The organism is Streptomyces sp. NPDC087787, assembly GCF_044743035.1.
Classification (GTDB): domain Bacteria; phylum Actinomycetota; class Actinomycetes; order Streptomycetales; family Streptomycetaceae; genus Streptomyces.
Map to the genome: position 1 here is coordinate 290,910 of NZ_JBIUVQ010000003.1, position 25,708 is coordinate 316,617.

The window sequence follows — 25,708 nt, forward strand, 5'->3', positions numbered from 1 at the left end:
GCGGATGCCGTCACGCGGACGGGCCGGGAGCCGCGTGATCAGGCACGAGGACGTGGCGTGGCGGGGCCGTGGCGGCGGCCGCGTACGGCGACGGCCGCGAGCAGAGCGAGGACGACGACGGAGAACCACGTCGTCGCGTCGGACAGGTTCATGGCGCTGCTGGCGGCGCCCAGGCCGACGGGAAGCAGTGCCAGGCCGAGGTAGGAGGCGAGGAACAGACCGGCGAGGGCCTCGCCGCGCCCGGCCGGCTCGGCCGCGTCGGCGACCTGTTCGACGGCGGACTTGAACAGCAGGCCGGCGCCCGCTCCGGCGACGATCCCGGCGAGCAGGAACACGGGCAGGCCGGCGAGGCGGATGCCGGCCGTGAGGACGGCCATGCCCACGGCCTGGGCGAGCAGCCCGGCGTACCAGCGTGCACGGGCACCGAGCCGGCCGGTGCCCGTCTGGGCAGCCGCCGCGGCCGCGAACACCGCGGATACGACCAGTCCGGCGAGCGCCCGGGACGGGTGGTGCAGGGTGCCGCCGACGAAGCCGGGAACCACCGAGGTGAACAGGCCGAACACGGCCATGGAGGTGAAACCGGCCGCGGCGGGGGCGAGGAATCGGGGGTCGCGGAGGGCGGTCCCGGCCCGCTGCGGGTGGTAGGCGGGCCTGACCGCGGGCTTGGTGACGGTCTCGGGCATCAGCGCGACGGCGGCCGCCCCGGCCGCCAGCAGCACGACGAAGACCGCGTACGGCAGCCGGAGCGGCGCACCGAGGTACTGGGCGAGCACTCCCGCGGCGACGGGCCCGAGGCCGAGTCCGCCGATGTTGGCCGCGGTCGACACGATCTCGAACCTCCGTGCCGAGGCGTCGGGCCGGTGGGCGCTGTGCAGCTCCTGCAGGTACGCGGTGGCGGTCGCCGTCAGCATGCCGACGCCGAGACCGGTGACCAGCCGGGCGACGACCAGTACGGGCAGGGTCGTGGCGGACAGGAACAGGACGGCGGCGAGCAGTTCGAGCCCCAGCGCCGCCGCCATGACCTTCTTGCGGCCCAGCCAGTCCGATACGTGCCCGGCGAGCAGCAGGCTGATCAGCACTCCGACCGCGTAGACGGCGAACACGACGGTGAACGTGGAGAGCCCGTCGTGGGTCTCGTAGAGGGGGTACAGCGGGGTGGGAACGGTGGAGAACGCCATGGCCGTCACGAACACCGCGGCGACCGTCCAGAACCCCGCGCCGTACCGGAGCACCGAGCCCGGGCGCCCGGCTCGCCCGGTCCTTTCCTCGGACGCGCGGCCCGTACGCGGACCCGTCGACGTCAGCGGCATCGGAGAACTCCCATCCTCGACGGTGCGTTCCGTCGGCGGCCGGACCGGCCCGGCCCGTCTTTCACCGCCTGCTTGTACCAACAGGCGAGCGGAGAGACTTTTTCCCATACGCGAGGATTGCGCGGAGAGTTTCCAAGAAGATGACTGTTCCTCCAGGAATCCTTGGCGGGCCACGTCAGGCGGCGCCGTGCACCCGATGGCTGAGGTGCAGACCGCTGTGTGGCGCGGTGGCGCGCCGGATGGCGAGCAGGGCGGCGTCGTCGCCGAGAGCGCCGTCGGCGTGGGCGAGAAGATCCTGTTCCACGTGCTGCACCAGGGTCCTCGGGCTGCACCTGGCCCACTGGGCGATGCGTTCCTCCAGCGGGTAGAAGGCCCGGCTGCTGTCGCGGGCCTCCACCACACCGTCGGTGTAGAGGAGCAGCGTGTCACCGGGCCGGAACGAGAAGGCGTGCGTGTCGTAGGCACCCGGCCGCAGTCCCGACATGCCCAGCGGAGGCGCCGGGCGGGGACTCGTCAGGGAGACGACGTGCCCCTGCCGGATCAGGAAGGGCGGCGGGTGCCCGCAGTGGACGACCCGGGCCACGGGGCCGTGCTCGGGGATCTCCAGCAGCAGCGCGGTGATGAAGTGCTCCTGGACTTCTCCGTCGGCTTCCGGGAATTCGGTGAGGTAGCGGCAGACGCTGCGGTCCAGGGCCTCCGCGAGGGCGGGCAGCGTGGGGTGGTGGTGGGCGGCCTCCTGGAACGAGCCGAGGAGCGTGGCCGCCTCTCCGATCGCGGCCAGCCCTTTCCCCCGTACATCACCGACGATCACCCGTGTGCGGTCACCGGTGCGCGTCACCGCGTACAGGTCGCCGCCGATGCATGCCTCCTTCTCGGCGGCCAGGTACGAGCAGGCGATGTGCAGGCCGCCGAGATGGTCGGGCAGCGGACGGAGCAGGGCTCTCTGGGCGGCCTCGGAGACGGACCGCACCCGGGCCAGTTCCGCCTTCCGCCGGTCGCGGAAGAAGCACACGACCATGCAGAAGGCGGTGAGGATCGTGAGCGCGATGAGCTGCGAGATGTGGTTGGGGGCGGTCATTCCCCCGTGGACCACGCCGAGGAGCACCTGCGCCCCCACCGCCAGGGCCCCGATCAGCCCGGTCAGCGGGTAGCCGCCGAACGAGGTGGTGAGGGCGGGGGCCACGACGAGCAGCGGGCCGAGGTGGATGGATTCAGGCGAGTGGATGTCCGCCAGGGTGATCGCGACGATCAGCACCAGCGGAATCGCCACCAAGGCGTGCCGCGACCGCCACGGCTGCCGCGGCCGGGCGAGGCGCTGCCGGATGTGCATGCTTCCAATGTGCCCCATCCGCGTCGGACAGTTCCCCCGGAGATCACCGCCGTACTGGGTAGTCGCGCGATCCGTTGTCCCGTTCAACCCGTGAGTGAGTGGCGCAGCGGGGCCTGCGCCGCCTCGCCCAGGAGGACAGGTCCGGGCGCCTGGTCGGAACCACCGCGTGCGGTCAGGAACAAGCGCGGGCGGAGCAGGGCGGGCCGGGCCCCACAGCCCCGGCCCGTCGAGCGGCTGACCGGGGCCCGTCAGGTGGCCGTGCTCACGCCGAGCGGTCTCGGGAGCGGCGGTCCTGCGAGGCGGCGCCCCGCCGCCGGTAGGCGCCCGGGCTGACGCCGAACTCGCGCTTGAAGGCGCGGTTGAAGGCGAACTCGGAGCGGTAGCCCACGCGCTCGGCGACGCTCTGGAGCGGTGCGTCGTCGTCGCTGCGGAGGATCCGTCCGGCCGTGGTCATCCGCCACCAGCTCAGGTACGTCATCGGCGGGCGCCCGACGAGTTCGGTGAAGCGCCGGGAGAACGCGGCCCGGGACAGTCCGGCCCGGCGGCTCAGCCGCTCGACGGTCCAGGCCGTCGCGGGCTCGGCGTGCATGTGCTGGAGCGCGGATCCGACGGCCGGGTCGGCGAGCGCCGCGGCCCAGCCGCCCGGGCCGCGCGGCGCGTGGTCCTGGTACCAGGTCCGCAGGATGTACAGCAGCATGGCGTCGAGCAGCGCCGGAATCGCCGCGTCGGTGCCGGGCCTGCGCTGGTCGAGTTCGTCCCCGAGCAGGTCGACGACGGCGTTGAGCGCGGCGCGCCGGCCCACCCTCCGCGGCAGGTGGATGAAGGCGGGGAGCTCGGCGAGCAACGGGTGGGCGCCGGCCCGTTCGAGCTGGTAGGAGCCGCACATCAGGACGGTGAGCTCGTCGGTGGCGGCGACGGGGTCGGGCGCCGGCGTTCAGGAGTCGTCCATCTCCCGTGCCACGTCGACGAGTTCGCTGTCGGGCGAGTCGGCGAGAGCGATCTCCTGGCCGTGCGGAACGAGGACGACGTCCCCCGCGCCCAGCGGCACCGGATCACGGCCCTCGAACAACAGCCAGCACCGCCCCTGCAGGACGACATGGAAGCCGGTTCCGCGGGCGGCCGGGAACCGCAGCCCCCAGGGCGCCGTCCGGCGGCTGCGAGCCGCGTGCGGCCGCCCGGTGCGAATGGTGGCGACCGCGTCGCTGACTACGTCCACTGTCCGATCGTACACAGCGCCCCGCTGCCGGTAGACGGATGGACAAATTCCTGGCTCTTACGGTCATAGGTCGTCCAGCAGGGTCTTCATAGGCTGCATGCAGGCAAGACCCAGTCCGACCAGCACGGAGGAAATCCATGTCAGCCGACACCGCCGATCGAAGCGGCCCCGACGAGCTCAGCGGCCGGCGCGCCCTGGTCACCGGGGGCACCCGCGGGATCGGCAGGGCGATCGTCGACCGGCTCAGCCGCGCCGGCGCGACGGTGGCCCGCACCGCCCGCACCGCCCCGCCGCCCGAGCAGGCGACCGAGTTGTTCGTCCAGGCCGATGTCGGCACGGCCGCGGGCATCGAGGCCGTCGCCCAGCATGTCCACGACCGGCTCGGCGGCGTCGACATCCTCGTCCACACCGTGGGCGCGGACGGCGAGCAGCACGTGCCGCTCCTGAAGCAGAGTGACCACGTCTGGCAGTTTTGGTGATGGACGTCAACGTCTTCTCCGCCGCACGACTCGACCGGGCGCTGGTCCCCGGCATGGTCGAGCGCGGCACAGGGAGCGTCGTCCATGTCTCGTCGCTGTCCCGTTCCATGCCGAACCCGAACCGGGTGCCCTACGGAGCCGCCAAGGCGGCGCTGAGCCACTACAGCAAGGGCCTCGCCAACGAGGTGGCGCCCTTCGGTGTGCGGGTGAACAGCGTCACTCCCGGATTCACGGAGAGCTCCTGGGGCCGCTCCTTCGTCCAGGCGCTCGCCGACCACGCGGGCACCGGCTACGACCAGGCGCGCGCACGGCTGATGGCGGACATCGGGATCCCGCTGGGCCGGCCCGTCCGTCCGGACGAGGTCGCCGAGCTGGTCGCCTTCCTGGTGTCCGACCGCGCCTCGGCGATCGTGGGCGCCGAGCACGTCGTCGACGGCGGCAGCAAGCCCGCCGTCTGAGCCCCTGTGGAGCGCGAACGGTCATCGGCCCACGTGGACGAAGGAGGCCCACGGGGCCGGGGGCAGGGTCCCGGAGGCGTGGCGCTGCGCCTGGGCCGGCGCCGCGGCCGGCGGCACCCCGCGCGCCGGACGCCGGTGGTGGTCGGCCATGAGATCGGGCGCCGTCTCGTCGTCGACGGGCCACAGCGCGGCGAGCACGGAGCGGGCGCCGGCCGACGCGACGACATGCTCCTCCGCGTGCACGTAGCAGGACGCGATCCGACGGGCCCCGGCCTCGACGGCGGGCAGATGGCCGTCGCCCTCCCCCGCGGCCGGCGGTGCGGCGGTCGTCGGACGGCTTCGGGGGGAGCTGCGGGGCGGCCGGTCCGGGGGGACGATGGACGTGTCGGCCGGAACGGACCGGACCAGCACGAGAGCCCTGCCGCGGTGGCGGAAGGAGGGGGTGGCATGAGTGTCGCCGAATCCGTCCGGGCCGACCTCGGACCGGTCGGGGGCTTCCCCTCGCTGCCGGGCGCGCTCCTGGACGTCCTGAATCTCGCCGCGGTGGTCCTGGACACGGACGGGAAGATCATCTGGTGGAGCCCGCAGGCGGAGCAACTGTTCGGCTACCCCGCGGAAGAGGCCCTGGGCCGGCCCGCGCGCCGGCTGCTGGTCGACGGCAAGCACCTGGAGCAGGTGACGGGCCTGTTCGCCCGGGTGAGGTCGCAGGGGGGAGCGGCGGGGGTCTTCCCCGCCCGGCACAAGGACGGCAGCACGCGGCTGATGGAGTGCCACAGCGTGGTGCTCCAGGGAGAGCGTGGGGAGCACTGCAGGCTCGGCGTGATCACGGAGCACGAGATCCTGCAACGCGTGCAGCGGGATCTCGCCCTGTCCGCGCAGCTGATCTCCCAGTCCCCGATCGGGCTGGCGGTCCTGGACACCGACCTGCGGTACATCGTGGTCAACCCGGCCCTGGAGCGCATCAACGGAGTGCCCGCCCGGGACCATGTCGGCCGCACCGTCCGCCAGGTCCTCACCTTCCTGGACGCGGACCCCATCGAGTCCGCGATGCGCCAGGTGCTGACCACCGGCACCCCGGTGCTGGCCCAGGTCGTCGTCACCCCCACCCCTTCCGACCCCGGCCGGGACCACTCGTGGTCGGCCTCGTACTACCGGATGGAGGACGCCGCCGGGCGGGTGCTGGGCCTGGCCGTGTCACTGGTGGACATCACCGAGCAGCATCTCGCGGCCACCGAGGCCATCGCGGCGCGGCAGCGCCTGGCCCGCATCGCCGACGCCTCCGCGCGCATCGGCACCACCCTCGATCTGGACACCACCGCCGGAGAACTGGCCGAGATGTGCGTGCCGGCCCTGGCGGACCTGGCCGCGGTCGACGTGCTCGACGCCGTTCTGGAGGGCAAGGGCCCCTCCAAGGTGTTCTCCGGCGGCGACCTCCTCTTCCGCGCTCTCGCGGTGGCAGCGGCCTATCCCACGCCCGCCACCGGCGCCGCCGACCGCGCCGGCCAGATCGCCCGCTACGGCCCCGACCGTCTGGTCACCCAGTGCGTGACCTCCGGGCGCCCCCTCCTCGTCCCTCACGTGGACAGCACGGACCTGGGCCGCATCGCCGCCGACCAGGACGCGGCCACGGTTCTGGCCCGAGCCGGGGTGCACTCCTATCTGGCGGTGCCCATGATCGTGCGCGGCCGGGTGCTCGGTGTCCTGGACCTGGCCCGCGCCCGCAACCCGGTCCCGTTCAACGGCGACGACGTCCTCCTGGCCGTCGAACTGGCCGCCCGCGCCGCCGTGTGCATCGACCACGCGCTGTGGTACCAGCAGCAGCGGCAGACCGCCGAGACCCTCCAGCGCAGCCTGCTGCCGCTGCGACCGCCCCACCGGCCCGGCCTGGAGATCGCCTGCCGCTACCGGGCCGCCGGAGCCGCCTACGAGGTCGGCGGCGACTGGTACGACGTCGTCCCGCTGCCCGGCGGAAAGACCGCCCTGGTGATCGGCGACGTCATGGGCAGCGGCATCGACGCCGCCGCCACCATGGGCCAACTGCGCACCGCCACGCGCACCCTGGCCACGCTGGACCTCGACCCCGCCGCCCTCCTCCAGCACCTGGACCGCACCACCTCGGACCTCGACCACCGCTTCGCCACCTGCGTCTACGCCGTGCACGACCCGCACCGGTCCCGCTGCCACCTCTCCTCCGCCGGCCATCTGCCGCCGGTCCTGATCCGCCGGGACCGCGCCCCCGCACTGCTGGACCTGCCCACCGGCGCGCCCCTCGGCGTCGGGGGCGTGCCCTTCAGGTCCACCTGCATCGCGCTGTCCCCCGGGGACCGGCTGGCGCTCTACACCGACGGCCTGGTCGAGGTCCGTGACCAGGCCCTCGACACCCGGCTCGAGGCGCTGCTCGACCGGCTCGCCGGTCCCCAGCCCCCGCTGGAGGACACCTGCGATCTGCTGCTGGACGCCTTGCACCACCCCGACTCCCACGACGACGTCGCGCTGCTGATCGCCCGCGTCCGTCAGGCCTGCCCCCAGTGACACACCTGCGAATGCCCAGCTCAGGCGGTAGAGGGGTGGGGACAACCCCCCGGGTGGGCGGGGGCCCGGCCCCCCACGAGGCCTCCGGCTGACAGGCTGGTGGCGAGGGGCCGGCCGCGGCCAGACTCGCCCGCATGACCATTTCCTCCGACGCCCCGGTCACCACCGCACCAACCGCCGTGCGTCCCCCCAGGTCCCGCCGCGACGCCGGCAGCGACTTCGCCCGGCTGTCGCAGCGCATCACCGAGGCGGGTCTGCTGCGGCGGCGGCCCGGCTACTACACGGTGCGGCTCGGTCTGGTGATCGGGCTGCTGGCGGCGGGCTGGGCGGCCTTCGTCGTGCTGGGCGACACCTGGTGGCAACTGGCGGTCGCCGCCTTCATGGCCCTGATGTTCGGCCAGGTCGCCCTGGTGGCCCACGACTTGGCGCACCGACAGGTGTTCCCGAAGCGCCGCGCGAGCGCGATCTGGGGCCGGCTCTTCGGCAACCTGGGCATCGGCATGAGCTACGGCTGGTGGATGAACAAGCACACCCGCCACCATGCTAACCCCAACCACGAGGAACTCGACCCCGATGTCGCCCCGGACATCCTGGTGTGGTCCACCGAGCAGGCCCGCGACAGCAACGGCCTGGCCCGCTTCATCGGCGGCCACCAGGCGTTCCTGTTCTTCCCGCTGCTGACGCTGGAGGGCTTCAACCTGCATGTGGCGAGCGTGCGGGCACTGCGCTCACCGTCGATGAAGAGCCGCCTGCTGGAAGGCACTCTGCTCTTCCTGCACATGGCGGCCTACCTGGCCGCGCTGTTCGTGGTGCTCTCCCCCGGCAAGGCCGTGGCGTTCCTCGCCGTGCACCAGTGCCTGTTCGGTGTGTATCTCGGCTGCACGTTCGCCCCGAACCACAAGGGCATGCCCACCTTCACCGGCGACGACCGCCCCGACTTCCTGCGCCGCCAGGTGCTCACCTCCCGCAACGTGCGGGGCGGCCGGCTCACCGACGTGATGCTCGGCGGGCTCAACTACCAGATAGAGCACCACCTGTTCCCGAGCATGCCCACCCCTCATCTGCGGCGGGCCCAGGCCGTCGTACGCGCGTACTGCGCGGAGATCGACGTGCCGTACCACGAGACCGGCCTGTTCCAGTCCTACCGCGAGGCACTCACCCACCTGCACCGGGTGGGCGAGCCCATCAGGCGCCGGCGCGGGGCGTCCTGACGACACGTGAGCGGCGCCTCGGCTCACGCCGTCAGCCGGCGCGCACTCCGCCGACCGTCAGGTCGGGCACGCCTGCCAAGGGTGCGGCCCCGGTGACGAAGTCGGCGTGGGGGCCGAGCCATTCGCAGAGCAGGATGGTGGCATCGTCCTGCAACTGGTCGCCGTGGTGGCGCAGGTGGGCGCGGATGAGGCGGCGCAGGGTCTCGGGGACGCTGAGCCCGTCGGCGTGATAGCGGATGAGGAGGTCGATGAAGCGGATGAGACCGAACTCCTCACCGCCGGAAGTGCGGGCTTCGGTGATGCCGTCGGTATAGAGGACGAGACGATCGCCGGGCTGGAGCGGCTCGCGGCACGGTTCGGTGGGCAGGCCCAGGTCGGTGCCCATGGGATGTGCGGGCGGACACCGCAGGAGCGTGGTCCAGCGTCCGCCGCGGATGACGACGGGCGGAGGGTGGCCGTGGTTGGTCCAGGTCAGCATCCCGGTGGTGGTGTCGAGGTCGGCCAGGATGCCGGTGACGAAACGCGACGGGCCGAACTGCTCCAGCAGCACCCGCTCGACGGCATCGCCGAGATGCTCCAGGCCGGTGCCCTGCCTGCGGTGGTTGCGGCAGGCACCCATGGCGAGGTTGGCGGTCAGACCGGCCGACGTGTCGTGCCCCATGGAGTCGAAGATCGACAGGTGGACGGTGCCGGTGGAGGTGGCGTAGTCGTAGGCGTCGCCGCTGACCTCGTAGGCGGGCTCCATCACGGCGCTGATGACCACCCGGTGGTCGGCGTAGGTGCGCGGCGGCATCAGCGTCCACTGCATCTCCGCGGCGACGTTCATGGGCTGGGTACGGGTCAGGCGGGCGTAGGAGTCGCTGATGTCCCGGCTGCCGACCACCAGCACCGCCACCAGCGAGGCCAGTGCCAGCATGTCCTGGTGTGCGTCCTTCCCGGCCTCGGCGGTGGTCACGTGCAGCACGCCGAGACGTTCGGTGCCGTCCAGCAGCGGCACCCACCATCCCTGGGGGCCGTCCGCGCTCCCGGGGGCAGACACGATGCGACCGTGCTGATAGGCGTGGCCGGCGACGGTGCCCTCGATGCTCAGGTCCGCACCGCCCTCCGGGGCGTCCGCGGCGGCATCGAGCCCGTCACCGACGACCGGGCGCAGGACCTCGCGCCGAAGGTCACCCAGGTAGATCACAACATCGTGAAAGCCGGCTGCCGCGGCGTGGTGGGCCACGCGTGAGGGCAGGCCCTCGAACGGCGTGACGTGGCTTTCTGCCAGCAGCCCCGTCAGCATGCGCCGGATGGCGCCGTCACGCTGCGTCACGAGTGACCTCCACCGGCCCGCTCCGGTCGCACACGGAAGTAACGGCCTCTGCTGCCTACGTGCCCCACGCATGACAGGAAATACGCAAATACCTCCAAAGATCTACAAGGGTCACGACAGAGTGTGATGCCAGCGGCCACATGGGGCACGCGAAGAAAGAGGCTGGGAGGCGGCCATGGCACACAAGCAGATCGTTCTGGGTGAGGTGCTCGCCGCGGCCGAGGACGCCGCACCGGTGGCGTCTCTCGATGTGGTGGCGCGCAATCTGCGCGACCGGTTCGGTGCACGGTACGTGTCGTTCCTGTTCGTCGACATCGTCGGCCAGAAGGTGGTGCGGGTCAGCGAGGAGGCGGCCACCCAGCAGGGCCGCCGAGCCGATCAGATCGACCTGCCGGGCAGCGTCTACGACGAGGTCCTGCGCTCCCAGAAGCTGGTGCAGGTCACTGAGGGCGAGCGGGGCCAGTGGGTGATGGCCCCGGTCACCAACCGCGGCGACACCATCGGCGTACTGGAGCTGTTCCTCCCCGACTTCACGCAGGACATGCTGGAGCAGGTCGAGGAGGCCGCGCACGCGCTGGCGTACATCGTCGTCGCCGACCGCCGCTTCACCGACCTCTACCACTGGGGGCAGCGCACGACGCCGGTCAGTCTGGCCGCCGAGATCCAGCGCCAGCTGCTGCCCTCCGCCCCCTCGTGCGAGGCACCGGAGTTCGTCCTGGCCGGCGCCCTGGTCCCCGCGGACAGCATCGCCGGCGACACCTACGACTACGCCCTCGATCACGACACCCTGCACCTGTCCGTCACCGACGCCATGGGCCACGACGTCGACGCCGCCCTCATGGCCACCCTCCTGGTCAACGCCTCCCGCGGAGCCCGCCGCGCCGGAGCCGGCCTGACCGAGCAGGCCGGCCGGATCCATCAGGCCCTCATCGAGCACGGCCGCCACACCCTCGCCACCGGCCAGCTCCTGCGCATCGCCCTCGACGGCAGCGGCGCCCAGGTCGTCAACGCCGGCCACCCACGGCCCCTGCGCCTGCGTGACAACGCGGTCGAGGAAGTGGTTCTGGAGCCCAACCTGCCCTTCGGTGTCCCCGCGTCCACCCGTTACCGTGTGCAGGACCTCGACCTGCGCCCCGCCGACCGTCTCGTGCTGTACACCGACGGCCTGCAAGAACGCCAAGCCGAGTTCGTCGACCTGCCACTCCTGATCCGCAACACCGCCGACGAGCACCCCCGCGAGGTCGTCCGCATCGTGACCGCCACGGTCACCTACGCCTGCCGCGGACATCTGGCCGACGACGCCACCGTCATGTGCCTGGACTGGCACGGCCCCCGGACCGGCGGCGGCCAGACCCACGACGGAGCCGGCCGGTGACCGCGTCGCGGCAGCGGCCGGCCCATTCGTGCCGGGGGCAGTACAGCGGGGCCGTGTCGGCGCCCTCCTTGGGGAGCGGATCGGCGTCCTGCCTGGCACGGCGCTGCCCGGCCCCCCGCTCGACGCGCGGGGCCGGGCAGCGGTGACGTCCCGTCAGACGCCGAGCAGGTCCACGACGAAGATGAGCGTCGAGCCCGGCGGGATCAGCGGGCTGGGCGACTGGTCGCCGTAGGCGAGGTGCGGGGGAATGATGAGCTCGCGTCGGCCGCCGACCCGCATCCCCTCGACGCCCTGGTCCCAGCCCTTGATGACCCTGCCGGCCCCCAGCGGGAACCGGAAGGGCTGACCCCGGTTCCAGGAGGCGTCGAACTCCTCTCCGGACGCGAAGGTGACGCCGACGTAGTGGACCTCGACCATGCCGCCGGCCTTCGCCTCGGCTCCGTCCCCGACGACGATGTCCCTGATCTGCAAGTCGTCGGGGGCGTCGCCTCCGGGGAAGTCGACCTCGGGCTTCGTCAGGCTCATCGCAACCTCGTTTCTTTCGGCCGGAGGTCTCCGTGCGGACGCCCCGGCCATGATCACTCCGTGCAGTTACCCGCATACGCTACAAGGCCGCGGTGCGACGCGGCGGTCGGCGCGGCCCGTCAGGGGTGGACGGACCGCGCCGGGCCGGTCCTGCTGAGCCGGCGGGCGAGGCGTGAGAGCGCTCTCAAACGGTAGTGCTGAGCACAGGGGGCGCCAACGGCACTGACTCGCAGCGGAGTTGATGGGCAGGCGGGGTGTCAGCGCGCGGTGACCGAATACGCGGCGAGCGCACGGTTGCCGCGCGGCTCGGCCAGGGCCCGGAGGACGTCGGCCTGACTCAGGACGAGCTGTCGCACCGGCTCCGGCAGCACGGCCAGGCGCTCCTGCGATCCGGCCAGTTCGAGGCATGCCGCGACTTCCCAGTCGCCGTCCTGCAGCTCTCCGGTGTCCACAGGACCGCCGCCGTCGGCCGTCCAGCCGGCCTCGGGCAGGAGCCGCAGCAGCGCCTCACGGGAGAAGGGCGTGCGGACGTTGCCCTGGCCGCGCGAGCCCGCGGCCTCGATCTGGCCCTGGATCAGCACGGCGAGCAGGTGAGCCAGTTGCCCGTCGGAGGCCGGCGTCATGTCCCACTCGGTGAACCACAGCCGCCGCGCCCACGGACGTACCCGGGCCAGGGTGTCCCGCAGTTGCCCGAGTGAGGCGAAGTACCAGGAGCAGTGTGCGAGCACCACGTGGTCGAAGGCGCCCTCGGGGAAGCCGACCGCCGGGTCGAGAACGTCCGTGCCGAAGCGGAATTCGATGCGCGGCCCGAGGGGGCCCGCCGTGAGCCTGGCCGCCGATTCCCCGAGCGTGACCGGTGCTCCGTAGGAGGGCTCGGCCACGTCGACGGCCACCACGCGCCCTTCGGGTCCCACCGCCTCCGCGAGGACGGCGGTCATGTCGCCCTGCCCGCAGCCCAGTTCGAGGACGGTCGAGCCGGGAGGGATGCGCCAGCCCGCCACCAGCGCGGCACGGTGGCGGGTCTGGGACAACTGGACGTCCGGGCTGTGCTCGGCGGCGGCCATGCCGGCCGCGAGCGAAGGGACCTTGGCGCGGAGATCGGAGTGGTTCACAAGATCCTTGGTGGTACTCGGCAGTGGTACTCGACGGTCGGTGCGCGCCGATCGTACGAGACACCGGGAGGCGGCGCCTCCGAGTTTCCGCGCCCCCCGCGACCGCTTCCGTCGAGCACGAGCACGAGCAGCAGTGCGAGAGCCCTGCCGGTTCCTGTCGGACCGCAGGGCTCTCGCGCTGGTGCGTCGTCGTGCGACGGTGCTGGGCCCTCAGCCGCCGGCCGGGGCCGCGCCGGCCGGCGCCGCCTGGTCGTCCAGGGCCGCTCCGGGCTTCGCGACGGTGTCGCCACCGGCCGGGGCGTCGAAGCCCCGCAGCGGTACGTGGCGGATGAACAGGGCGATCAACAGGCCCACGCAGGCCACCGCGGCGCCCCAGGTGAAGACGGAGCCGACACCTTCGGTGACGGCCTGCTGGAACACCTGGCGGGCCGCCTCGGGCAGGCTCTTGAGCACCTCCGGCGTCATCTGCGACACCGAGGCCGAGCCACCGGAGCCCGCCGCCATGCCGCCGTGGGAGACGACGGAGTCGGTGAGGGTGGTGGCGTAGACCGAGCCCAGCAGCGAGACACCCAGGGAACCGCCCATGTTGCGCAGGAAGGTGGCGGCGCCGGTGGCGGCGCCCATGTCCTTCAGCGGGGCGTTGTTCTGCGCGATCAGCATGGTGGTCTGCATCAGGCAGCCCATGCCGGCACCGAGGACGATCATGTACAGCGAGGTGACGGTGCGGGAGGTGCCGGTGTCCATGGTGGCGAACAGGCCGAGACCGACGGCCATCAGGACACTGCCGGCGATCGGCAGGCTGCGGTAGCGGCCGGTGCGGCTGATCACGGCACCGCCGGCCAGCGAGAGCACCATCGAGGAGAGCATCATCGGCATCAGCAGCAGGCCGCTGTTGGTGGCGGAGGAGCCCTGGACGAACTGCTGGAACTGCGGCAGGAAGGTCACTCCGCCGAAGAGGGCGAAGCCGACGATGAAGCTGAGCGCCCCGGCCAGGGAGAAGTTGCGGTTGCCGAAGACCGACAACGGCATGATCGGCTCAGCGGCGCGGCGTTCGACGAGCACGAAGGCGGCGAAGGCCACCACGGTGAGCACCGCCAAGCCGATGATCACCGCAGAGGACCAGTCGTACTCGTTGCCGCCCCAGCTGGTGATCAGGACCAGCGCGGTGATCCAGACGGTGAGCAGGGCGGCCCCGGTCCAGTCGATGCGCACCCGGCCGGTGCCGCGCGGCAGCCTGGCCAGGGTGAACCAGCACACCAGCAGCGCGACCACGCCGAGCGGCAGGTTGACGTAGAAGGCCCAGCGCCAGTTGAGGTGGTCGGTGATGTAACCGCCGGCCAGCGGACCGCCGATCATGGCGACCGGCATCACAGCCATCATCACGCCCTGGTACTTCCCGCGTTCACGCGGCGGCACGATCTCGGCCACCACCGCCATGACGCCCACCATCAGGCCGCCCGCGCCCAGGCCCTGGAGCGCACGGAAGCCGACCAGCTCCCCCATGTTCTGCGACATGCCGCACAGCGCCGAGCCGATGAGGAAGATCACGATGGAGGACAGGAAGGTGATCCGGCGGCCGAGCAGGTCGCCGAGCTTGCCCCATATGGGAGTGGCGGCGGTGGAGGCCAGGATGTAGCCGGTGGTCACCCATGCCAGGTGATTGAGACCGCCCAGGTCGCCCACGATCGTCGGCAGGGCGGGAGCCACGATCATGTTGTCGAGCATGGCCAGCAGCAGCGCGATGACCAGACCGCTCATCGTCACCATGATCTCGCGGTGGGTGAAGCGGGGCGGTGACTCCTGGTCGGGATGGGCTGCGGTCGACGACATGGGACTGCCTTTCTTGAAAGCTGGAGTTCTGGCAGGTGGCGGGCCGCACGTGGCACACCGCCCCCCAGCGCCCGCGAAGACGGACGGTGCACGGGGAGAACCTCGCTCCGGATGGTGGCCCGGGGAGGACCGAGGAGCGGAGGTGTGCGACAGCGGCGGCCGACGAAGGGTCACCTACCGGCCGTTAAGTAAATTACTTGCCGGACGGTAAGCTGGCAAGCGAGATCCCGGGCGACGGCGAGCGGTCGGGCGCGGCGCAGCAGGAAGAAGGCGAGTGTAGATGGCGGGCGCGGGACACCGGCGAGGCAGCGACACCAAGGCCGAGATCCGCAAGGTGGCCCTGGAACTGTTCGCCGCCCAGGGCTACGACGCCACCTCCCTGCGGGAGATCGCCGAGCGGCTGGGCATCACCAAGGCGGCGCTGTACTACCACTTCGACGGCAAGGAAGACATCGTCCGCTCGCTGTTCACCGAACATCTGGCGGCCCTCGACGACCTGGTCGAGTGGGCCCGCACTCAGCCTCCCGGCCCACGACTGCGCGCGCAGGTCATCGACCGGATGATCGACCTGATCTCCCAGCAGGGCCTGCAGGCCATCCGGTTCGCCTTCGCCAACCAGCACGTCGTCAAGGAACTGCATCCCGGCCGGGAGAACGTCTTCGAGCGGCTCACCGCCCTCTTCGAAGCCCTCACCGGCCCGGACGCCTCCGTGGAGGAGGCGCTGCGCATCCGCATGGCCCTGTTCAGCGTCAACCTCGCCTTCTTCGCGGCCCAGGGACTGGACGCGACCGACGAGCAGGTCACCGCCGCCGCCCGCGACGTCGCCCATCTGCTGAACCCGCCGGACGCCGCTCCCTGCCCGCCACCGGCCGACCCCGTCACGGGTGCGGGTCCCGTCTGATCCGTCTGCTTCCGCCCGCTCCCCCGGGCCGGCCGGCCCCGTGGGCCCGCTCGCGTACGGGGGTCAGCTCCGCGCCGGTCCCGACAGGCGATGCAGGCGCAGGGCGAGCTGGATCTCCAGGGCGCGGGCCGGGGTCTGCCAGTCCTGGCCCAGCAGCCGGCCGACGCGCTCCAGGCGCTGGGCGACGGTGTTCACATGGACGTGCAGCGCGTCCTTGGTGCGTGCCGGGCTCATGCCGCGGGCGAAGTACGCCTCAAGCGTGCGTATGAGCTCCGTGCCGCGCCGCTCGTCGTAGGCGACGACCGGGCCGACGGTGCGGTCCACGAAGCCGGCGATGTCCCGGTCGCCGGCCAGCAGCAGGCCGAGGAAGCCGAAGTCCTGGGCGGCGGCGCCGTCGCCGGTGCGGCCGAGCAGCCGCAGGGCGTCGAGGCAGCGCCGCCCCTCCTCGTAGGCGGCGGCGACGGTCTCGGGGCGGGCGGCGGGGTTCTCGACGGGGGCGGAGGCGCCTACGGTGACCGCCTCGCGCACCGTGGTTCCGAGGTGTCGGGCGGTGCGGCGGGCCAGTTGGGTGGCGCTGTCCCCGCGGCGAAGCGGCAGCAGCAGGACCGTGCCGCCGTCGCGGGCGGCGGCCAGTCCGTGCCGGGTCGCGGCCAGGTGGAAGGCCGCCGACCACAGACGGTGGCGGGCGGCGGCCTCCTGCTCGGCGTCGGCGGACGGGGCGCCGAGGCAGGCGGCGAGCACGACGTGCGTGGCGTCGAGGTCGGCGTGCAGCCGGGCGGCGCGCTCGCGCAGCAGGCGGGGATCGCGGTCACGGGCGTCCAGGAGGTCGTCGAGCAGTTCGCCGCGGACGCGCTGTTCGGCCTCGGCGGCGGACCGCCGGGCGAGCAGCAGCAGCGAGGTGACCATCGCGGCTCGCTCCAGCGTGCGCTGGTCGACGGGGTCGAGGCCGGGGTGGCCGCGCAGCACGAGCGCCCCGAGCAGTTCGCCGCCCGCGGCGACGGCGGCGATCCAGTCCGGGCCGTGCGGCACCGCGTGTCCCTCGGCCCGGGAGGCCTCCAGGGCGTCGGCGGGTGCGGCGGCGGCCTCGGCGAACTCGACGGTGCCGTCCAGCACCTGGGAGACGGCGGCGGCCACGTCGTGCACTCCGCCGCCGCGCAGGACCAGTTCGGCGAGCCGGTCGTGGACGTCCGAGGCGCGCTCGATGACGCCGCTGCGGTCGCGGATGATCTCGTTGGCGCGCTCCAGGCCGGCGAGTGCCGAGCGGGTCTCGGTGAGCAGGTTGGCGCTGTCGATGGCCGCAGCGGCGAGGGCGGCGAAGGAGCCGAGCAGGGCGATCTGCTCCCGTTCGAAGACGCGGGCCCGCCGGTCGGCCGCGAACAGCACGCCGATCACCTGCGGTCCGAGCATGAGCGGCACGCCGAGGATCGCGATCAGGCCCTCGTCCCGCACGCCCGCGTCGATGCTTCCGGTGTGCTGGAAGCGGGCGTCCTTGAAGTAGTCGTCGGTGACGTAGGGGCGGGCCGTCTGCGCGACCAGGCCTCCCAGCCCCTCCCCCATGCCCAGGCGCAGTTGCTGGAAGGCGGCGGCCACCGAGCCCTCGGTGACGCGCATGTAGGTGTCGCCGCGCGCGGGGTCGTTGAGGGTGAGGTAGGCGACGTCCGTGCCGAGCAGCGAGCGGGCGCGCTGCACGATGGCCGGGAGCACCGCGTCCAGGTCGCGCAGGCCGGCCAGGTCGTGGGCGGTCTCGAACAGTGCCGACAGCTCCGCCTCGCGGCGCCGCCGGCCCTCCAGTTCCGCGCGGACGCGCAGGGCGTTCTGTCTGGCCCGTTCGAGCGCGTCGATCCACTCGGCCGGCCGGCCCTCGGCGCGGGCGAGCAGCACGGGCTGTTCGTAGGCAGCGGTGGGCGCGCCCCGGGCCAGCAGCTCGAGAAACGGGGTCTCGGCGCTGCCGGCCGGAATCCTGACGGCGGGTCGCCGGGCGGACTGCACGTGATCGCTGGACATGCCCACAGGATCACCCATCGGCCGGTTCTCCGCTGGAGCCTGTGGACAACCCGGCCGCGAAGAGGAACCGGGGCGGCCGGTCAGTGGGCCGGACGGCCCGTTCAGTGCGCGGTCCAGCCGCCGTCCATGACCAGCGAGGTGCCGGTGGCGAAGGAGGCCTGCGGGCCGCACAGGTATGCCACGGCCTCGGCGACCTCCTCGGGTTCGAGCAGCCGTTTGACGGCGCTGTCCTTCAACAGGACCTCGGACAGCACGCGTTCCTCGGAGATGCCGTGGGCCCGCGCCTGGTCGGCGAGCTGCGCCTCGACCAGGGGCGTGCGCACGTAGCCGGGGTTGACGCAGTTGGAGGTGACGCCGTGCGGGGCGCCTTCGAGGGCGGTGGTCTTGGACAGTCCCTCCAGGCCGTGCTTGGCGGCCACGTAGGCCGACTTGTAGGCGGAGGCGCGCAGGCCGTGCACCGAGGAGATGTTGACGATCCGGCCCCACCCCTGCCCGTACATGTGCGGCAGGGCGCCGCGGATGAGGCGGAAGGGTGCCTCCAGCATCACGGTGAGCACGGTGTGGAAGACCTCGGGCGGGAACTCCTCGATGGGGCGCACGAGTTGCAGGCCGGCGTTGTTGACGAGCACATCGGTGCCCACGGCCGCCCGCTCGGCGGCGTCGAGGTCGGTGAGGTCGAGCACCAGCGGTTCCACGGAGCCGGCCAGCCCGCCCGCCCGCTCGGCGAGCGCGTCCAGGCCCGGCGCGTCCCGGTCGACGGCTCTGACCCTCGCCCCGGCGGCGGCCAGCCGCAGCGCGCAGGCGCGGCCGATGCCGCCGGCGGCGCCGGTGACGAGCGCGGTGCGGCCGCCGAGGTCGAGCGAGGGGGTGTGCGGAGCGGGGAGCGGCGAGGTCATGGGGTGACCCTAGGCAGGTCGCCCGCCGCACCACATATGGGCACGGCACATACTTCAGGCCAATTCAATGGGGTTGAACCACGTGGGTGCGTCGGACATGGCCTGCTTGATCCGGAACACGCTGAACTCGTCGAGGTCCGGCAGCGCGTCCACCGCGAACCAGCCCACCTCCAGCGACTCGTCGTCGTTGACCCGTGCCTCGCCGCCCACGGCACGGCAGCGGAAGGTGATGTCCATGTACTGGCAGACGTCGCCGTTGCCGTAGGTGACGGGCTCCAGCGCCTGGACGAGGACCACCCGCTCGGCGACGCAGTGCACCGCGGTCTCCTCGTGGACCTCCCGCACGGCGCAGGCGGCCGGCTGCTCGCCCGGGTCCGGGATGCCGCCGATCACCGACCACCTGCCGGTGTCGGAGCGGCGGCCCAGCAGCACTCTGCCGTCGTCGTCGAAGACGATGGCGGTGACTCCGGGCAGCCACAGCAACTGGCTGCCGGCCGAGGCCCGGAGCGTACGGATGAAGTCGGGAATGGCCATGGAGCCGACCCTAACGGGCGGGCGCCCGGGGCCTTGGCCCGGTCCGGGGCATCCGGGGGGCGTACGTCCGGCGTACGGTCACACGTGCCGGGCGCGCCACCCGCGCAGTTTGGCGCGGTACGCGTTCCAGGCACGCCGCCCCCGCGGTCCGGGGCTACACGGTCCCGGCGCGTCGCCGACGCAGTCCGGCGCCGACGGCCCAGCCCAGTCCTCCGGCCGCGACCAGCACCAGGGCGATCTCCGGCAGGGTGCCCAGCCGGGTGGCGGGCGTCTCGGAGGAGCGCAGCGGCACCTTCTGGACCAGGTGGCCGGGCACGAACATGCCGGTCTTCTGCGTGATCCGCCCGTCGGGCATGATGATCGCGCTGACGCCGCTGGTCACCGGGACGGTGACGGTGCGGCTGTGCTCGACCGCGCGGATCCGGGACATGGCGAGCTGCTGGTAGGTCATCTCGCTGCGGTCGAAGGTCGCGTTGTTGCTCGGCACGGAGATCAGCTGCGCGCCGGACGTGACGGTGTCACGCACGGCCCAGTCGAAGGCCGCCTCGTAGCAGGTGGCCAGGCCCACCTTCGTGCCGTCGATGGTGAACACGCCCGGCCTGGTGCCCCGGCTGAAGTCCTGCCGGACCATCGACGTCCAGTTCTTGTTGATCGCCCCGAGCAGGGGGCGCAGCGGAAGGTACTCGCCGAAGGGCTGGATCTGCCGTTTGTCGTACGTCTGGACGGGCCCCTTGGCCGGATCCCACAGGATCTGCTCGTTGAACAGTTCGCCGCCCCGCTCCACGACTCCCCCGACGGAGACCGGCACCCCGACCGCCTTGGCGGCCATGCTGATCACGGCACTCGCGTCGGGGTTGACGAAGGGGTCGATGTCGGAGGAGTTCTCCGGCCAGAGCACGAAGTCCGGCTTGGGGGCCCTGCCCGCCTTCACCGCCTGGGCCAGCCGCTCCGTCTCACGCGCGTGGTAGTCGAGGACCGCACGCCGCTGGGCGTTGAACTCCAGGCCCGCCCGGGGCACGTTGCCCTGGATGACGGCGATGGTCGCGGTGCCGGTCTCGGCCCTGTCGCTCACCAGCGGCCGGGCGGCCACCGCGCCCGCCACCGGGACGGCGACGCTCAGCAGGGCCGCAGCCGCGGCCGGACCCCGTACCGCGTCTCCGCGCCGCCTTCGCACCCCAAGGCGCACGGCCTCGCACAGACCGAAGCCGCACAGGGCGACCGCGAAGCCCAGCACCGGGGTGCCGCCGACCGCGGCCAGCGGCAGGAACACGCCGTCGGCCTGCCCGAAGGCGATCTTGCCCCAGGGGAAGCCGTGGAACGGTACGCGTGCGCGTACCGCCTCGCCGGCAGTCCACAGGGCCGCCGCCCACAGCGGCCAGAGGGGCAGCCGGGACACGGCCGCGACACCCGCCCCCACCAGCCCGACGAAGACCGCCTCGACGGCGGCGAGCGCCAGCCACGGACCGGGGCCGACCTCCACGCCGGTCCACACCAGCAGCGGCAGCAGGAATCCGAGGCCGAAGAGGTAGCCGAGGCCGAGGGCCGCCTTCCAGGTGCGTCCGCGCAGCACCCCGCCGAGGACCGCGAGGGCGGGCAGGGCCAGCCACCACAGGGGGCGCGGGGGGAAGCTGAGGTAGAGCAGGACGCCGGACAGGGCGGAAGCGGCGGCGGGCACGAGCCGGAGGAGCCTCGTCCTCAGGGGCGCGGGCGCGGTTTGCGGTCGCAGTGGGTCCGACGCGTCGACGGAAGTTGCGGTGACGGTCACTCCGGGAGTGTACGGCCGGTCGTCCTCGCCGTTCCGATCAGGCCCGTCGTCGTCCGCGTGCTGGTCAGGCCGGTCAGACCCGCCCGGAGGCCGAGGGGTGCAGGCGGTCCCTGATCACGTGCACCGCGGCCTCGGCGTTGTCGATCGTGATCGTGAAGGTATGGCCGTCCCACAGGCGCAGCACGACGCCCTCACCGCGTCGTACGACGACCGCGGTGCCCTTCTCGGGCCGCCACCGGTAGCCCCAGCCGCCCCAGTGGCGCGGGGTGACGTGGGGGGCGAACTCGGCGCCCGCGACATGGGCGAGCGGGATGCGGCGGCGCGGCAGGCCGATGTGCCCGCAGCGGACCTCCAGGCACTCGTGGTCGACCCGCACGGCGACGTGCACGAAGGCGAGGGTGCCGAAGAGGACCAGCAGTCCGGCCGCGATGCAGCCCACGACGGACATCACCAGCGGGGCGACGCCCGAGTTCCAGGCGGAGTCGACGGCCAACTCGATGCCCAGTGCCATGCAGGCGGCGCCGACGAGCGCCAGCAGCCACTGCATCCGGTTGGTGGCCCGTCCGGTCCACACCTCGGAATGGGAACTGTTCTCGGGGTGGTCCCTCATACCCATGAGGTTACTCAGGTTTCGCTGCGCCGGTAGCGCGTCGCGCAGAGTGACCGGACCGGGGGCGGCCGTACCTGGACGGACGAGTCCGGTGGCCCGCCCGGGTCAGCGGACGGGGGCGGCCTGCTGAAGGAGGCGGCCCTCCGCGTAGGCGAGGGCCGGGGCGGGCAGGGCGCCCTCCCGTCCGTTCAGCAGCACGGTCACCCGCCCCTCGGTCCCGGCCTCCGGTTCGGGCCGGGCGCCGAGCCGGCGCAGCGCCTGGGCGACGACGGCGCCCGCCGAGCCGTGCAGGGCCTGCGGCGGGCCGTCCGGTCGCCGGACCGCGGCCCGGATCCGCTCGGCGACCAGTTCGTAGTGGGTGCAGCCCAGGACGACGGTCGTCACGTCCGCCGGGGTGAGTTCGGCGGCCGCGGCGACGGCCTCGTCGATCGCCGTCTGGTCCGCGTGCTCCACGGCCTCGGCGAGGCCCCAGCAGGGCACCTCGGTGACCGGCACGCCGTCGGCGAAGTCGCGGATGAGGTTCTGCTGGTAGGGGCTGCCGGTGGTGGCGGGCGTCGCCCAGATGGCGACGGGCCCGCCGCCGGCCGCGGCCGGTTTGATCGCCGGCACCGTGCCGATGACCGGCAGGTCCGGTTCCAGGGCGGCGCGCAGGGCGGTGAGCGCGTGCACGGTCGCGGTGTTGCAGCCGACGATCAGGGCGTCCGGACTGTGCGCGGCGGCGGCCTCGGCGACGGCCAGGGCGCGCTCGGTCAGGTTCTCCGGCGTGCGCGCGCCCCACGGCATGCCCGCGGGGTCGAGGGAGAGCACGAGTTCCGCGTCGGGGCGCAGCCGCCGTACCGCGGCCGCGGCCGCCAGCAGCCCGATCCCGGAGTCCATGAGCGCGATCTTCACCCGGCCACGATAGTCGATCCCCTCGAACCGGCCGCCCGGGTGGGGCAGACTGCGCGGGTGAGCGTGATCGAGTGGAGTGCCGTCGGATCACTCGCCGCCTGGCTGTGGCTGCTGCTCTGCCAGGGCTTCTTCTGGCGTACGGACGTCAGGCTCCCGCCCCGTGAGGACCCGCCGCCCGACGACTGGCCGCCGGTGTGCGTGGTCGTTCCCGCGCGGGACGAGGCCGCCGTCCTGCCGGAGAGCCTTCCCTCCCTGCTCGCCCAGGACTACCCGGGCCGCGCGGAGGTCTTCCTGATCGACGACGGCAGCCGCGACGGCACCGGGGAGCTGGCCCGCGAACTGGCTCGGCTCCACGGCGGGCTGCCGCTGAGCGTGGCCTCACCGGGTGAGCCGCCCGCCGGCTGGACGGGCAAGCTGTGGGCGGTACGGCACGGCATCGGCCTGGCACGCGCGCGTGGCCCCGCCTACCTCCTGCTGACGGACGCCGACATCGCCCATGCGCCGGACAGCCTGCGCGAACTGGTGGCGGCGGCGCGCACCGGCGGCTTCGACCTCGTCTCGCAGATGGCCCGGCTGCGGGCGGAGAGCCGGTGGGAGCGGGTCGTGGTACCGGCCTTCGTCTACTTCTTCGCGCAGCTGTACCCGTTCCGCCGGATCGGCCGCCGCGGCGCGCGGACGGCGGCGGCCGCGGGCGGCTGTGTGCTGCTGCGCGCCGAGGCCGCCGAGCGGGCGCGGATCCCGGACGCGATCCGGCAGGCGGTGATCGACGACGTGGCCCTCGCCCGGGCCGTCAAGGCCGGCGGCGGCCACATCTGGCTGGGGCTGGCCGAGCGGGTGGACAGTGTGCGCCCCTATCCGCGGCTGGGCGACCTGTGGCGGATGGTCTCGCGCAGCGCCTACGCGCAGCTGCGACACAACCCTCTGCTGCTGCTCGGCACGGTCGCCGGGCTGGCGCTGGTGTACCTGGTGCCGCCGGTGGCCCTGGCCGTGGGCCTGGCGGCGGGCGACGCGGTGACGGCGCTCGCCGGCGGTGCGGCCTGGCTGGTGATGACGGCGACGTACGTCCCGATGCTCCGTCACTACCGGCAGCGGTTGTGGCTCGCTCCCCTGCTGCCGTTCACCGCGTTCCTGTATCTGCTGATGACGGTCGACTCGGCGGTGCTGCACTACCGGGGCCGCGGTGCGGCCTGGAAGGGCCGCACGTACGCGCGTCCGGACGCCGTGCCCGACGAGGGGTGAGCCGGCGGCCGTTCACTTGCGGCCGGGGGTCCAGTTCATGCCCCAGCCGTAGGCGCGGTCGATGGTGCGCTGCGGGCTCACGCCGCGTTCGGGCACCAGGTAGCGGGCCTCCCGCTGGACCACGAGGTCGCCGCCGTTGTTGATGATCAGGGCGAGGGCGCACACCGTCGAGGGCACCGTGCACTCGTCGAGGGAGAAGTCGACGGGGGCGCCGTGCTGCGGCTGGAGGGTGACCGTGGCGTGCAGGTCGGCGAACGAGCGGGCACCCTCGTAGATGGTCACGAAGACGAGGATGCGGCGGAAGTCGCCGCTGTGGTCGAGGTTGATGGTGAGGTTCTCACCGTCGGCTGCGGCGCCGGTGCGGTCGTCGCCGTCCAGATGGATGTACGGCGGCCGGTGCAGCGCCCCGAAGGCGTTGCCGAGGGCCTGGACGACGCCCTTGCGGCCGTCCGACAGCTCGTAGAGGGCGCACAGGTCGAGGTCGAGGTCCCTGTGCATGGCGACCGCCCGGCCGCGCTTGCTGCCCCAGCCCGAGAACTGTTTGCGCACCTGCCAGTTGAGGTTCACGCGCATGGCGCCCCCGGTTCCGCCCTGCTTGGCCAGCGACACCGAGGGGGCCGCCTTGGTGAGCGTCACCTTGCTCAGGCGGACCGGGGCGGCCGCGGGCGTGGGCGCGGCAGGCGCGGGTGCGGGGGATGCGGGCATCGCGGGCACGGGAGTGCCGGAGGCGGGCATGGTGACCGGGGCCGCGGCCGGTGGCGGCAGGGGCACCGGCGGGCCGACCGGCGGCGGGGGCGTGGCCGGGAAGGGGGCCGGCGCGGGCGGCGGCGCCATGCCGGGTGCCCGCGGGGCCGGCGCCGGGGGCGGCGGCGTGTGCTGGGGTTCGTCCACGGTGATGCCGTAGTCCGTGGCCAGGCCCTCGAGCCCGCTGCCGTAGCCCTGCCCCACGGCCCGGAACTTCCAGGCGCCCTGGCGGCGGTAGAACTCACCGAGCACGTACGCGGTCTCCACGGTCGCGCCGGTGCTGTCGAACCGCGCGGCCACCGTCCCCCCGGCGGCGTCCCGTACCTCGATGTGGAGGCCGGGCACCTGTCCGAAGGTGCCGCCGTCCGCGGAGGCGGCGAGCACCACCTTCTCGATCGAGGGCTCCACGCGCGCGAGGTCGACGAGCAGGGTGTCGGTCACCTGGTCGCCGAGGGTGTCCTTGCCCTGGTGGCGGACCGCGCCGGAGGGGTGGGCCGGCTGGTTGTAGAAGACGAAGTCCGCGTCGGACCGTACCTTTCCGCCCGCCAGCAGCAGCGCGGAGACGTCCGCGTCGGGAACGCCCGGTCCGCGGCGCCAGCCCACCTCGACGCGCAGGGCGGTGGCGGGCACCGGCGTGTTCGACCCCTTCGGCATGGACATCCTTCGCCCCCATCACGTGTCGGACAGGCCGTGCCCGGCAGTCCGTCGGCTCGCTACCCGACCAACCTAGTCCCGGTCCCGCCGAACTCCCATGACAAAGGACCGGAACACGCTGGCCGACCGCCGGTAACCCGGCCTCAAGATCGGCCTATACACCATTCAAGCATCGCCCGATGCCCCTTTTTAGCCAAGTTCGCTCAGATTGGCGACCTCACGTCACCGCCGACACGGAAAACAACCCTCTTATCGGTCTCCCCAACCAGCACATCGTGGGCTTTACTTATGGCCATGACCTCCCCCCGCTCCAGTTATGGCGGCGGCTACTACTCCGCCTCCTTCCCGGACACCCCGATCTACGACTCGCTCGTGGCCGAGCGAGGTACCCCGCAGATCGCTCCCATCCGTGTTCCGGCCCCGTACGACTCGGGGAGCCACCTGAGCCCGGGCAGCCAGATGAGCACCGGCAGTCACCTGCCCGCGCTGCCCTCGGCGCTGCCCGCCCTCCCGGCGGCCCCGTCCCAGCCCTCCTACGGCTACCCGCAGGCGGCGCAGCCCGTTCCCCCGCAGCCGGCGCCCACGGCCTACATCCCGCAACAGGCCTCCGCGCCGCGCGGGTACCCAGGCCCGCAGCAGCCGCAGCCACCGCGCCCGATGGCGCCCGGCACCGGCTACGAGGCCATGCGTCCCGCCACCCCCCGGCCCGCCCCGGCGCCCTACCAGGACCCGTACGGGAACCAGCAGTACCGCGGATACTGATCCGCTCCCCGGCTG

23 protein-coding genes and 1 pseudogene are annotated in these 25,708 nt (G+C 72.9%); 8 read left to right on the forward strand and 16 right to left on the reverse strand.

Going from position 1 to position 25,708, the window contains the following annotated elements; genetic code table 11:
* Positions 1-38: 38 nt before the first annotated feature.
* From ACIOWN_RS07270 to ACIOWN_RS07285, 4 genes and pseudogenes are all read right to left on the reverse strand, one after another.
* Positions 39-1,310 (reverse strand): MFS transporter, encoded by a 1,272-nt coding sequence (locus tag ACIOWN_RS07270; protein WP_401980944.1) that lies wholly within the window; start codon positions 1,308-1,310, stop codon positions 39-41.
* A 175-nt stretch (positions 1,311-1,485) separates the two neighbouring features.
* The gene (locus ACIOWN_RS07275; protein WP_401980947.1) at positions 1,486-2,640 is read right to left on the reverse strand and encodes a PP2C family protein-serine/threonine phosphatase; all 1,155 of its coding nucleotides are present in this window, start codon (positions 2,638-2,640) and stop codon (positions 1,486-1,488) included.
* Between the two features lie 262 nt (positions 2,641-2,902).
* The gene (locus ACIOWN_RS07280; protein WP_401981089.1) at positions 2,903-3,337 is read right to left on the reverse strand and encodes a helix-turn-helix transcriptional regulator; all 435 of its coding nucleotides are present in this window, start codon (positions 3,335-3,337) and stop codon (positions 2,903-2,905) included.
* Positions 3,320-3,871: pseudogene (locus tag ACIOWN_RS07285) on the reverse strand (cupin domain-containing protein); the annotation flags it as partial. The pseudogene ACIOWN_RS07285 and the gene ACIOWN_RS07280, both read right to left, overlap by 18 nt.
* 122 nt (positions 3,872-3,993) lie before the next feature.
* Here ACIOWN_RS07285 and ACIOWN_RS07290 point away from each other — a divergent pair.
* Together ACIOWN_RS07290 and ACIOWN_RS07295 are read left to right on the forward strand one after the other, a co-directional pair.
* Entirely contained in the window at positions 3,994-4,335 is a 342-nt protein-coding gene (locus tag ACIOWN_RS07290; RefSeq protein ID WP_401980950.1) for an SDR family NAD(P)-dependent oxidoreductase, read from the forward strand.
* Positions 4,335-4,793 (forward strand): SDR family oxidoreductase, encoded by a 459-nt coding sequence (locus ACIOWN_RS07295; RefSeq protein ID WP_401980953.1) that lies wholly within the window; start codon positions 4,335-4,337, stop codon positions 4,791-4,793. Before ACIOWN_RS07290 ends, ACIOWN_RS07295 begins: the two co-directional genes overlap by 1 nt.
* Before the next feature lie 21 nt (positions 4,794-4,814).
* Here ACIOWN_RS07295 and ACIOWN_RS07300 read toward each other — a convergent pair whose 3' ends face one another.
* Positions 4,815-5,204, reverse strand: coding sequence for a CHAT domain-containing protein (locus ACIOWN_RS07300; protein WP_362349690.1), 390 nt, complete (start codon positions 5,202-5,204; stop codon positions 4,815-4,817).
* A 36-nt stretch (positions 5,205-5,240) separates the two neighbouring features.
* Here ACIOWN_RS07300 and ACIOWN_RS07305 point away from each other — a divergent pair, with 36 nt between their 5' ends.
* On the forward strand, positions 5,241-7,325 hold the full coding sequence (locus tag ACIOWN_RS07305; RefSeq protein WP_362349691.1) for a SpoIIE family protein phosphatase: 2,085 nt from the start codon (positions 5,241-5,243) through the stop codon (positions 7,323-7,325).
* 134 nt (positions 7,326-7,459) lie between these two features.
* Positions 7,460-8,536, forward strand: a complete 1,077-nt coding sequence (locus ACIOWN_RS07310; protein WP_362349693.1) for an acyl-CoA desaturase — start codon at positions 7,460-7,462, stop codon at positions 8,534-8,536.
* A gap of 31 nt (positions 8,537-8,567) precedes the next feature.
* Here the strand turns inward: ACIOWN_RS07310 and ACIOWN_RS07315 are convergent, their stop codons facing one another.
* The gene (locus ACIOWN_RS07315; protein ID WP_362349881.1) at positions 8,568-9,821 is read right to left on the reverse strand and encodes a PP2C family protein-serine/threonine phosphatase; all 1,254 of its coding nucleotides are present in this window, start codon (positions 9,819-9,821) and stop codon (positions 8,568-8,570) included.
* Positions 9,822-10,026: 205 nt separating this feature from the next.
* Between ACIOWN_RS07315 and ACIOWN_RS07320 the strand changes: the two genes are divergently transcribed.
* Positions 10,027-11,226, forward strand: coding sequence for a PP2C family protein-serine/threonine phosphatase (locus ACIOWN_RS07320; RefSeq protein ID WP_362349695.1), 1,200 nt, complete (start codon positions 10,027-10,029; stop codon positions 11,224-11,226).
* A gap of 153 nt (positions 11,227-11,379) precedes the next feature.
* Here ACIOWN_RS07320 and ACIOWN_RS07325 read toward each other — a convergent pair whose 3' ends face one another.
* The 3 genes from ACIOWN_RS07325 to ACIOWN_RS07335 form a co-directional block, all read right to left on the reverse strand.
* Positions 11,380-11,751 carry an FKBP-type peptidyl-prolyl cis-trans isomerase gene (locus ACIOWN_RS07325; protein ID WP_362349697.1) on the reverse strand — a complete coding sequence of 124 codons (372 nt, stop codon included), beginning with the start codon at positions 11,749-11,751 and terminating at the stop codon, positions 11,380-11,382.
* A gap of 257 nt (positions 11,752-12,008) precedes the next feature.
* A complete protein-coding gene (locus ACIOWN_RS07330) occupies positions 12,009-12,863 on the reverse strand; it encodes a methyltransferase domain-containing protein (RefSeq protein ID WP_362349699.1) in 855 nt (284 codons plus the stop codon).
* A gap of 210 nt (positions 12,864-13,073) precedes the next feature.
* Positions 13,074-14,693, reverse strand: a complete 1,620-nt coding sequence (locus tag ACIOWN_RS07335; protein ID WP_401980958.1) for an MDR family MFS transporter — start codon at positions 14,691-14,693, stop codon at positions 13,074-13,076.
* A gap of 280 nt (positions 14,694-14,973) precedes the next feature.
* On the opposite strand from ACIOWN_RS07335, the gene ACIOWN_RS07340 reads away from it, so the two are divergent.
* Positions 14,974-15,594 carry a helix-turn-helix domain-containing protein gene (locus tag ACIOWN_RS07340; protein ID WP_362349702.1) on the forward strand — a complete coding sequence of 207 codons (621 nt, stop codon included), beginning with the start codon at positions 14,974-14,976 and terminating at the stop codon, positions 15,592-15,594.
* 63 nt (positions 15,595-15,657) lie between these two features.
* On the opposite strand, the gene ACIOWN_RS07345 is transcribed toward ACIOWN_RS07340, so the two are convergent.
* The 6 genes from ACIOWN_RS07345 to ACIOWN_RS07370 all read right to left on the reverse strand — a co-directional run bounded on the left by ACIOWN_RS07345 (position 15,658) and on the right by ACIOWN_RS07370 (position 22,294).
* Positions 15,658-17,598, reverse strand: coding sequence for a GAF domain-containing protein (locus ACIOWN_RS07345; RefSeq protein WP_362349704.1), 1,941 nt, complete (start codon positions 17,596-17,598; stop codon positions 15,658-15,660).
* Between the two features lie 101 nt (positions 17,599-17,699).
* The gene (locus tag ACIOWN_RS07350) at positions 17,700-18,494 is read right to left on the reverse strand and encodes a 3-hydroxybutyrate dehydrogenase (protein WP_362349706.1); all 795 of its coding nucleotides are present in this window, start codon (positions 18,492-18,494) and stop codon (positions 17,700-17,702) included.
* A gap of 54 nt (positions 18,495-18,548) precedes the next feature.
* On the reverse strand, positions 18,549-19,028 hold the full coding sequence (locus tag ACIOWN_RS07355) for an NUDIX domain-containing protein (protein WP_362349707.1): 480 nt from the start codon (positions 19,026-19,028) through the stop codon (positions 18,549-18,551).
* Between the two features lie 154 nt (positions 19,029-19,182).
* Entirely contained in the window at positions 19,183-20,793 is a 1,611-nt protein-coding gene (gene lnt, locus ACIOWN_RS07360) for an apolipoprotein N-acyltransferase (RefSeq protein WP_401980963.1), read from the reverse strand.
* 73 nt (positions 20,794-20,866) lie between these two features.
* On the reverse strand, positions 20,867-21,403 hold the full coding sequence (locus ACIOWN_RS07365; protein ID WP_401980966.1) for a hypothetical protein: 537 nt from the start codon (positions 21,401-21,403) through the stop codon (positions 20,867-20,869).
* 105 nt (positions 21,404-21,508) lie between these two features.
* On the reverse strand, positions 21,509-22,294 hold the full coding sequence (locus tag ACIOWN_RS07370) for a glutamate racemase (RefSeq protein ID WP_401980968.1): 786 nt from the start codon (positions 22,292-22,294) through the stop codon (positions 21,509-21,511).
* Between the two features lie 39 nt (positions 22,295-22,333).
* Between ACIOWN_RS07370 and ACIOWN_RS07375 the strand changes: the two genes are divergently transcribed.
* Positions 22,334-23,533 (forward strand): glycosyltransferase, encoded by a 1,200-nt coding sequence (locus tag ACIOWN_RS07375; RefSeq protein ID WP_401980971.1) that lies wholly within the window; start codon positions 22,334-22,336, stop codon positions 23,531-23,533.
* 12 nt (positions 23,534-23,545) lie between these two features.
* Here ACIOWN_RS07375 and ACIOWN_RS07380 read toward each other — a convergent pair whose 3' ends face one another.
* Positions 23,546-24,931 (reverse strand): TerD family protein, encoded by a 1,386-nt coding sequence (locus ACIOWN_RS07380; protein WP_401980974.1) that lies wholly within the window; start codon positions 24,929-24,931, stop codon positions 23,546-23,548.
* A gap of 294 nt (positions 24,932-25,225) precedes the next feature.
* Here ACIOWN_RS07380 and ACIOWN_RS07385 point away from each other — a divergent pair, with 294 nt between their 5' ends.
* On the forward strand, positions 25,226-25,693 hold the full coding sequence (locus ACIOWN_RS07385; protein ID WP_362349718.1) for a DUF6643 family protein: 468 nt from the start codon (positions 25,226-25,228) through the stop codon (positions 25,691-25,693).
* The last annotated feature ends 15 nt before the right edge of the window (positions 25,694-25,708 follow it).

Coding starts and splice junctions, on each gene's coding strand:
- ACIOWN_RS07270 (WP_401980944.1), bottom strand. CDS start 1,310: ATGCCGCTGACGTCGACGGGTCCGCGTACGGGCCGCGCGTCCGAGGAA.
- ACIOWN_RS07275 (WP_401980947.1), bottom strand. CDS start 2,640: ATGCACATCCGGCAGCGCCTCGCCCGGCCGCGGCAGCCGTGGCGGTCG.
- ACIOWN_RS07280 (WP_401981089.1), bottom strand. CDS start 3,337: ATGCTGCTGTACATCCTGCGGACCTGGTACCAGGACCACGCGCCGCGC.
- ACIOWN_RS07290 (WP_401980950.1), top strand. CDS start 3,994: ATGTCAGCCGACACCGCCGATCGAAGCGGCCCCGACGAGCTCAGCGGC.
- ACIOWN_RS07295 (WP_401980953.1), top strand. CDS start 4,335: ATGGACGTCAACGTCTTCTCCGCCGCACGACTCGACCGGGCGCTGGTC.
- ACIOWN_RS07305 (WP_362349691.1), top strand. CDS start 5,241: ATGAGTGTCGCCGAATCCGTCCGGGCCGACCTCGGACCGGTCGGGGGC.
- ACIOWN_RS07310 (WP_362349693.1), top strand. CDS start 7,460: ATGACCATTTCCTCCGACGCCCCGGTCACCACCGCACCAACCGCCGTG.
- ACIOWN_RS07315 (WP_362349881.1), bottom strand. CDS start 9,821: ATGCTGACGGGGCTGCTGGCAGAAAGCCACGTCACGCCGTTCGAGGGC.
- ACIOWN_RS07320 (WP_362349695.1), top strand. CDS start 10,027: ATGGCACACAAGCAGATCGTTCTGGGTGAGGTGCTCGCCGCGGCCGAG.
- ACIOWN_RS07325 (WP_362349697.1), bottom strand. CDS start 11,751: ATGAGCCTGACGAAGCCCGAGGTCGACTTCCCCGGAGGCGACGCCCCC.
- ACIOWN_RS07335 (WP_401980958.1), bottom strand. CDS start 14,693: ATGTCGTCGACCGCAGCCCATCCCGACCAGGAGTCACCGCCCCGCTTC.
- ACIOWN_RS07340 (WP_362349702.1), top strand. CDS start 14,974: ATGGCGGGCGCGGGACACCGGCGAGGCAGCGACACCAAGGCCGAGATC.
- ACIOWN_RS07345 (WP_362349704.1), bottom strand. CDS start 17,598: ATGTCCAGCGATCACGTGCAGTCCGCCCGGCGACCCGCCGTCAGGATT.
- ACIOWN_RS07350 (WP_362349706.1), bottom strand. CDS start 18,494: ATGACCTCGCCGCTCCCCGCTCCGCACACCCCCTCGCTCGACCTCGGC.
- ACIOWN_RS07355 (WP_362349707.1), bottom strand. CDS start 19,028: ATGGCCATTCCCGACTTCATCCGTACGCTCCGGGCCTCGGCCGGCAGC.
- ACIOWN_RS07365 (WP_401980966.1), bottom strand. CDS start 21,403: ATGAGGGACCACCCCGAGAACAGTTCCCATTCCGAGGTGTGGACCGGA.
- ACIOWN_RS07380 (WP_401980974.1), bottom strand. CDS start 24,931: ATGCCGAAGGGGTCGAACACGCCGGTGCCCGCCACCGCCCTGCGCGTC.
- ACIOWN_RS07385 (WP_362349718.1), top strand. CDS start 25,226: ATGACCTCCCCCCGCTCCAGTTATGGCGGCGGCTACTACTCCGCCTCC.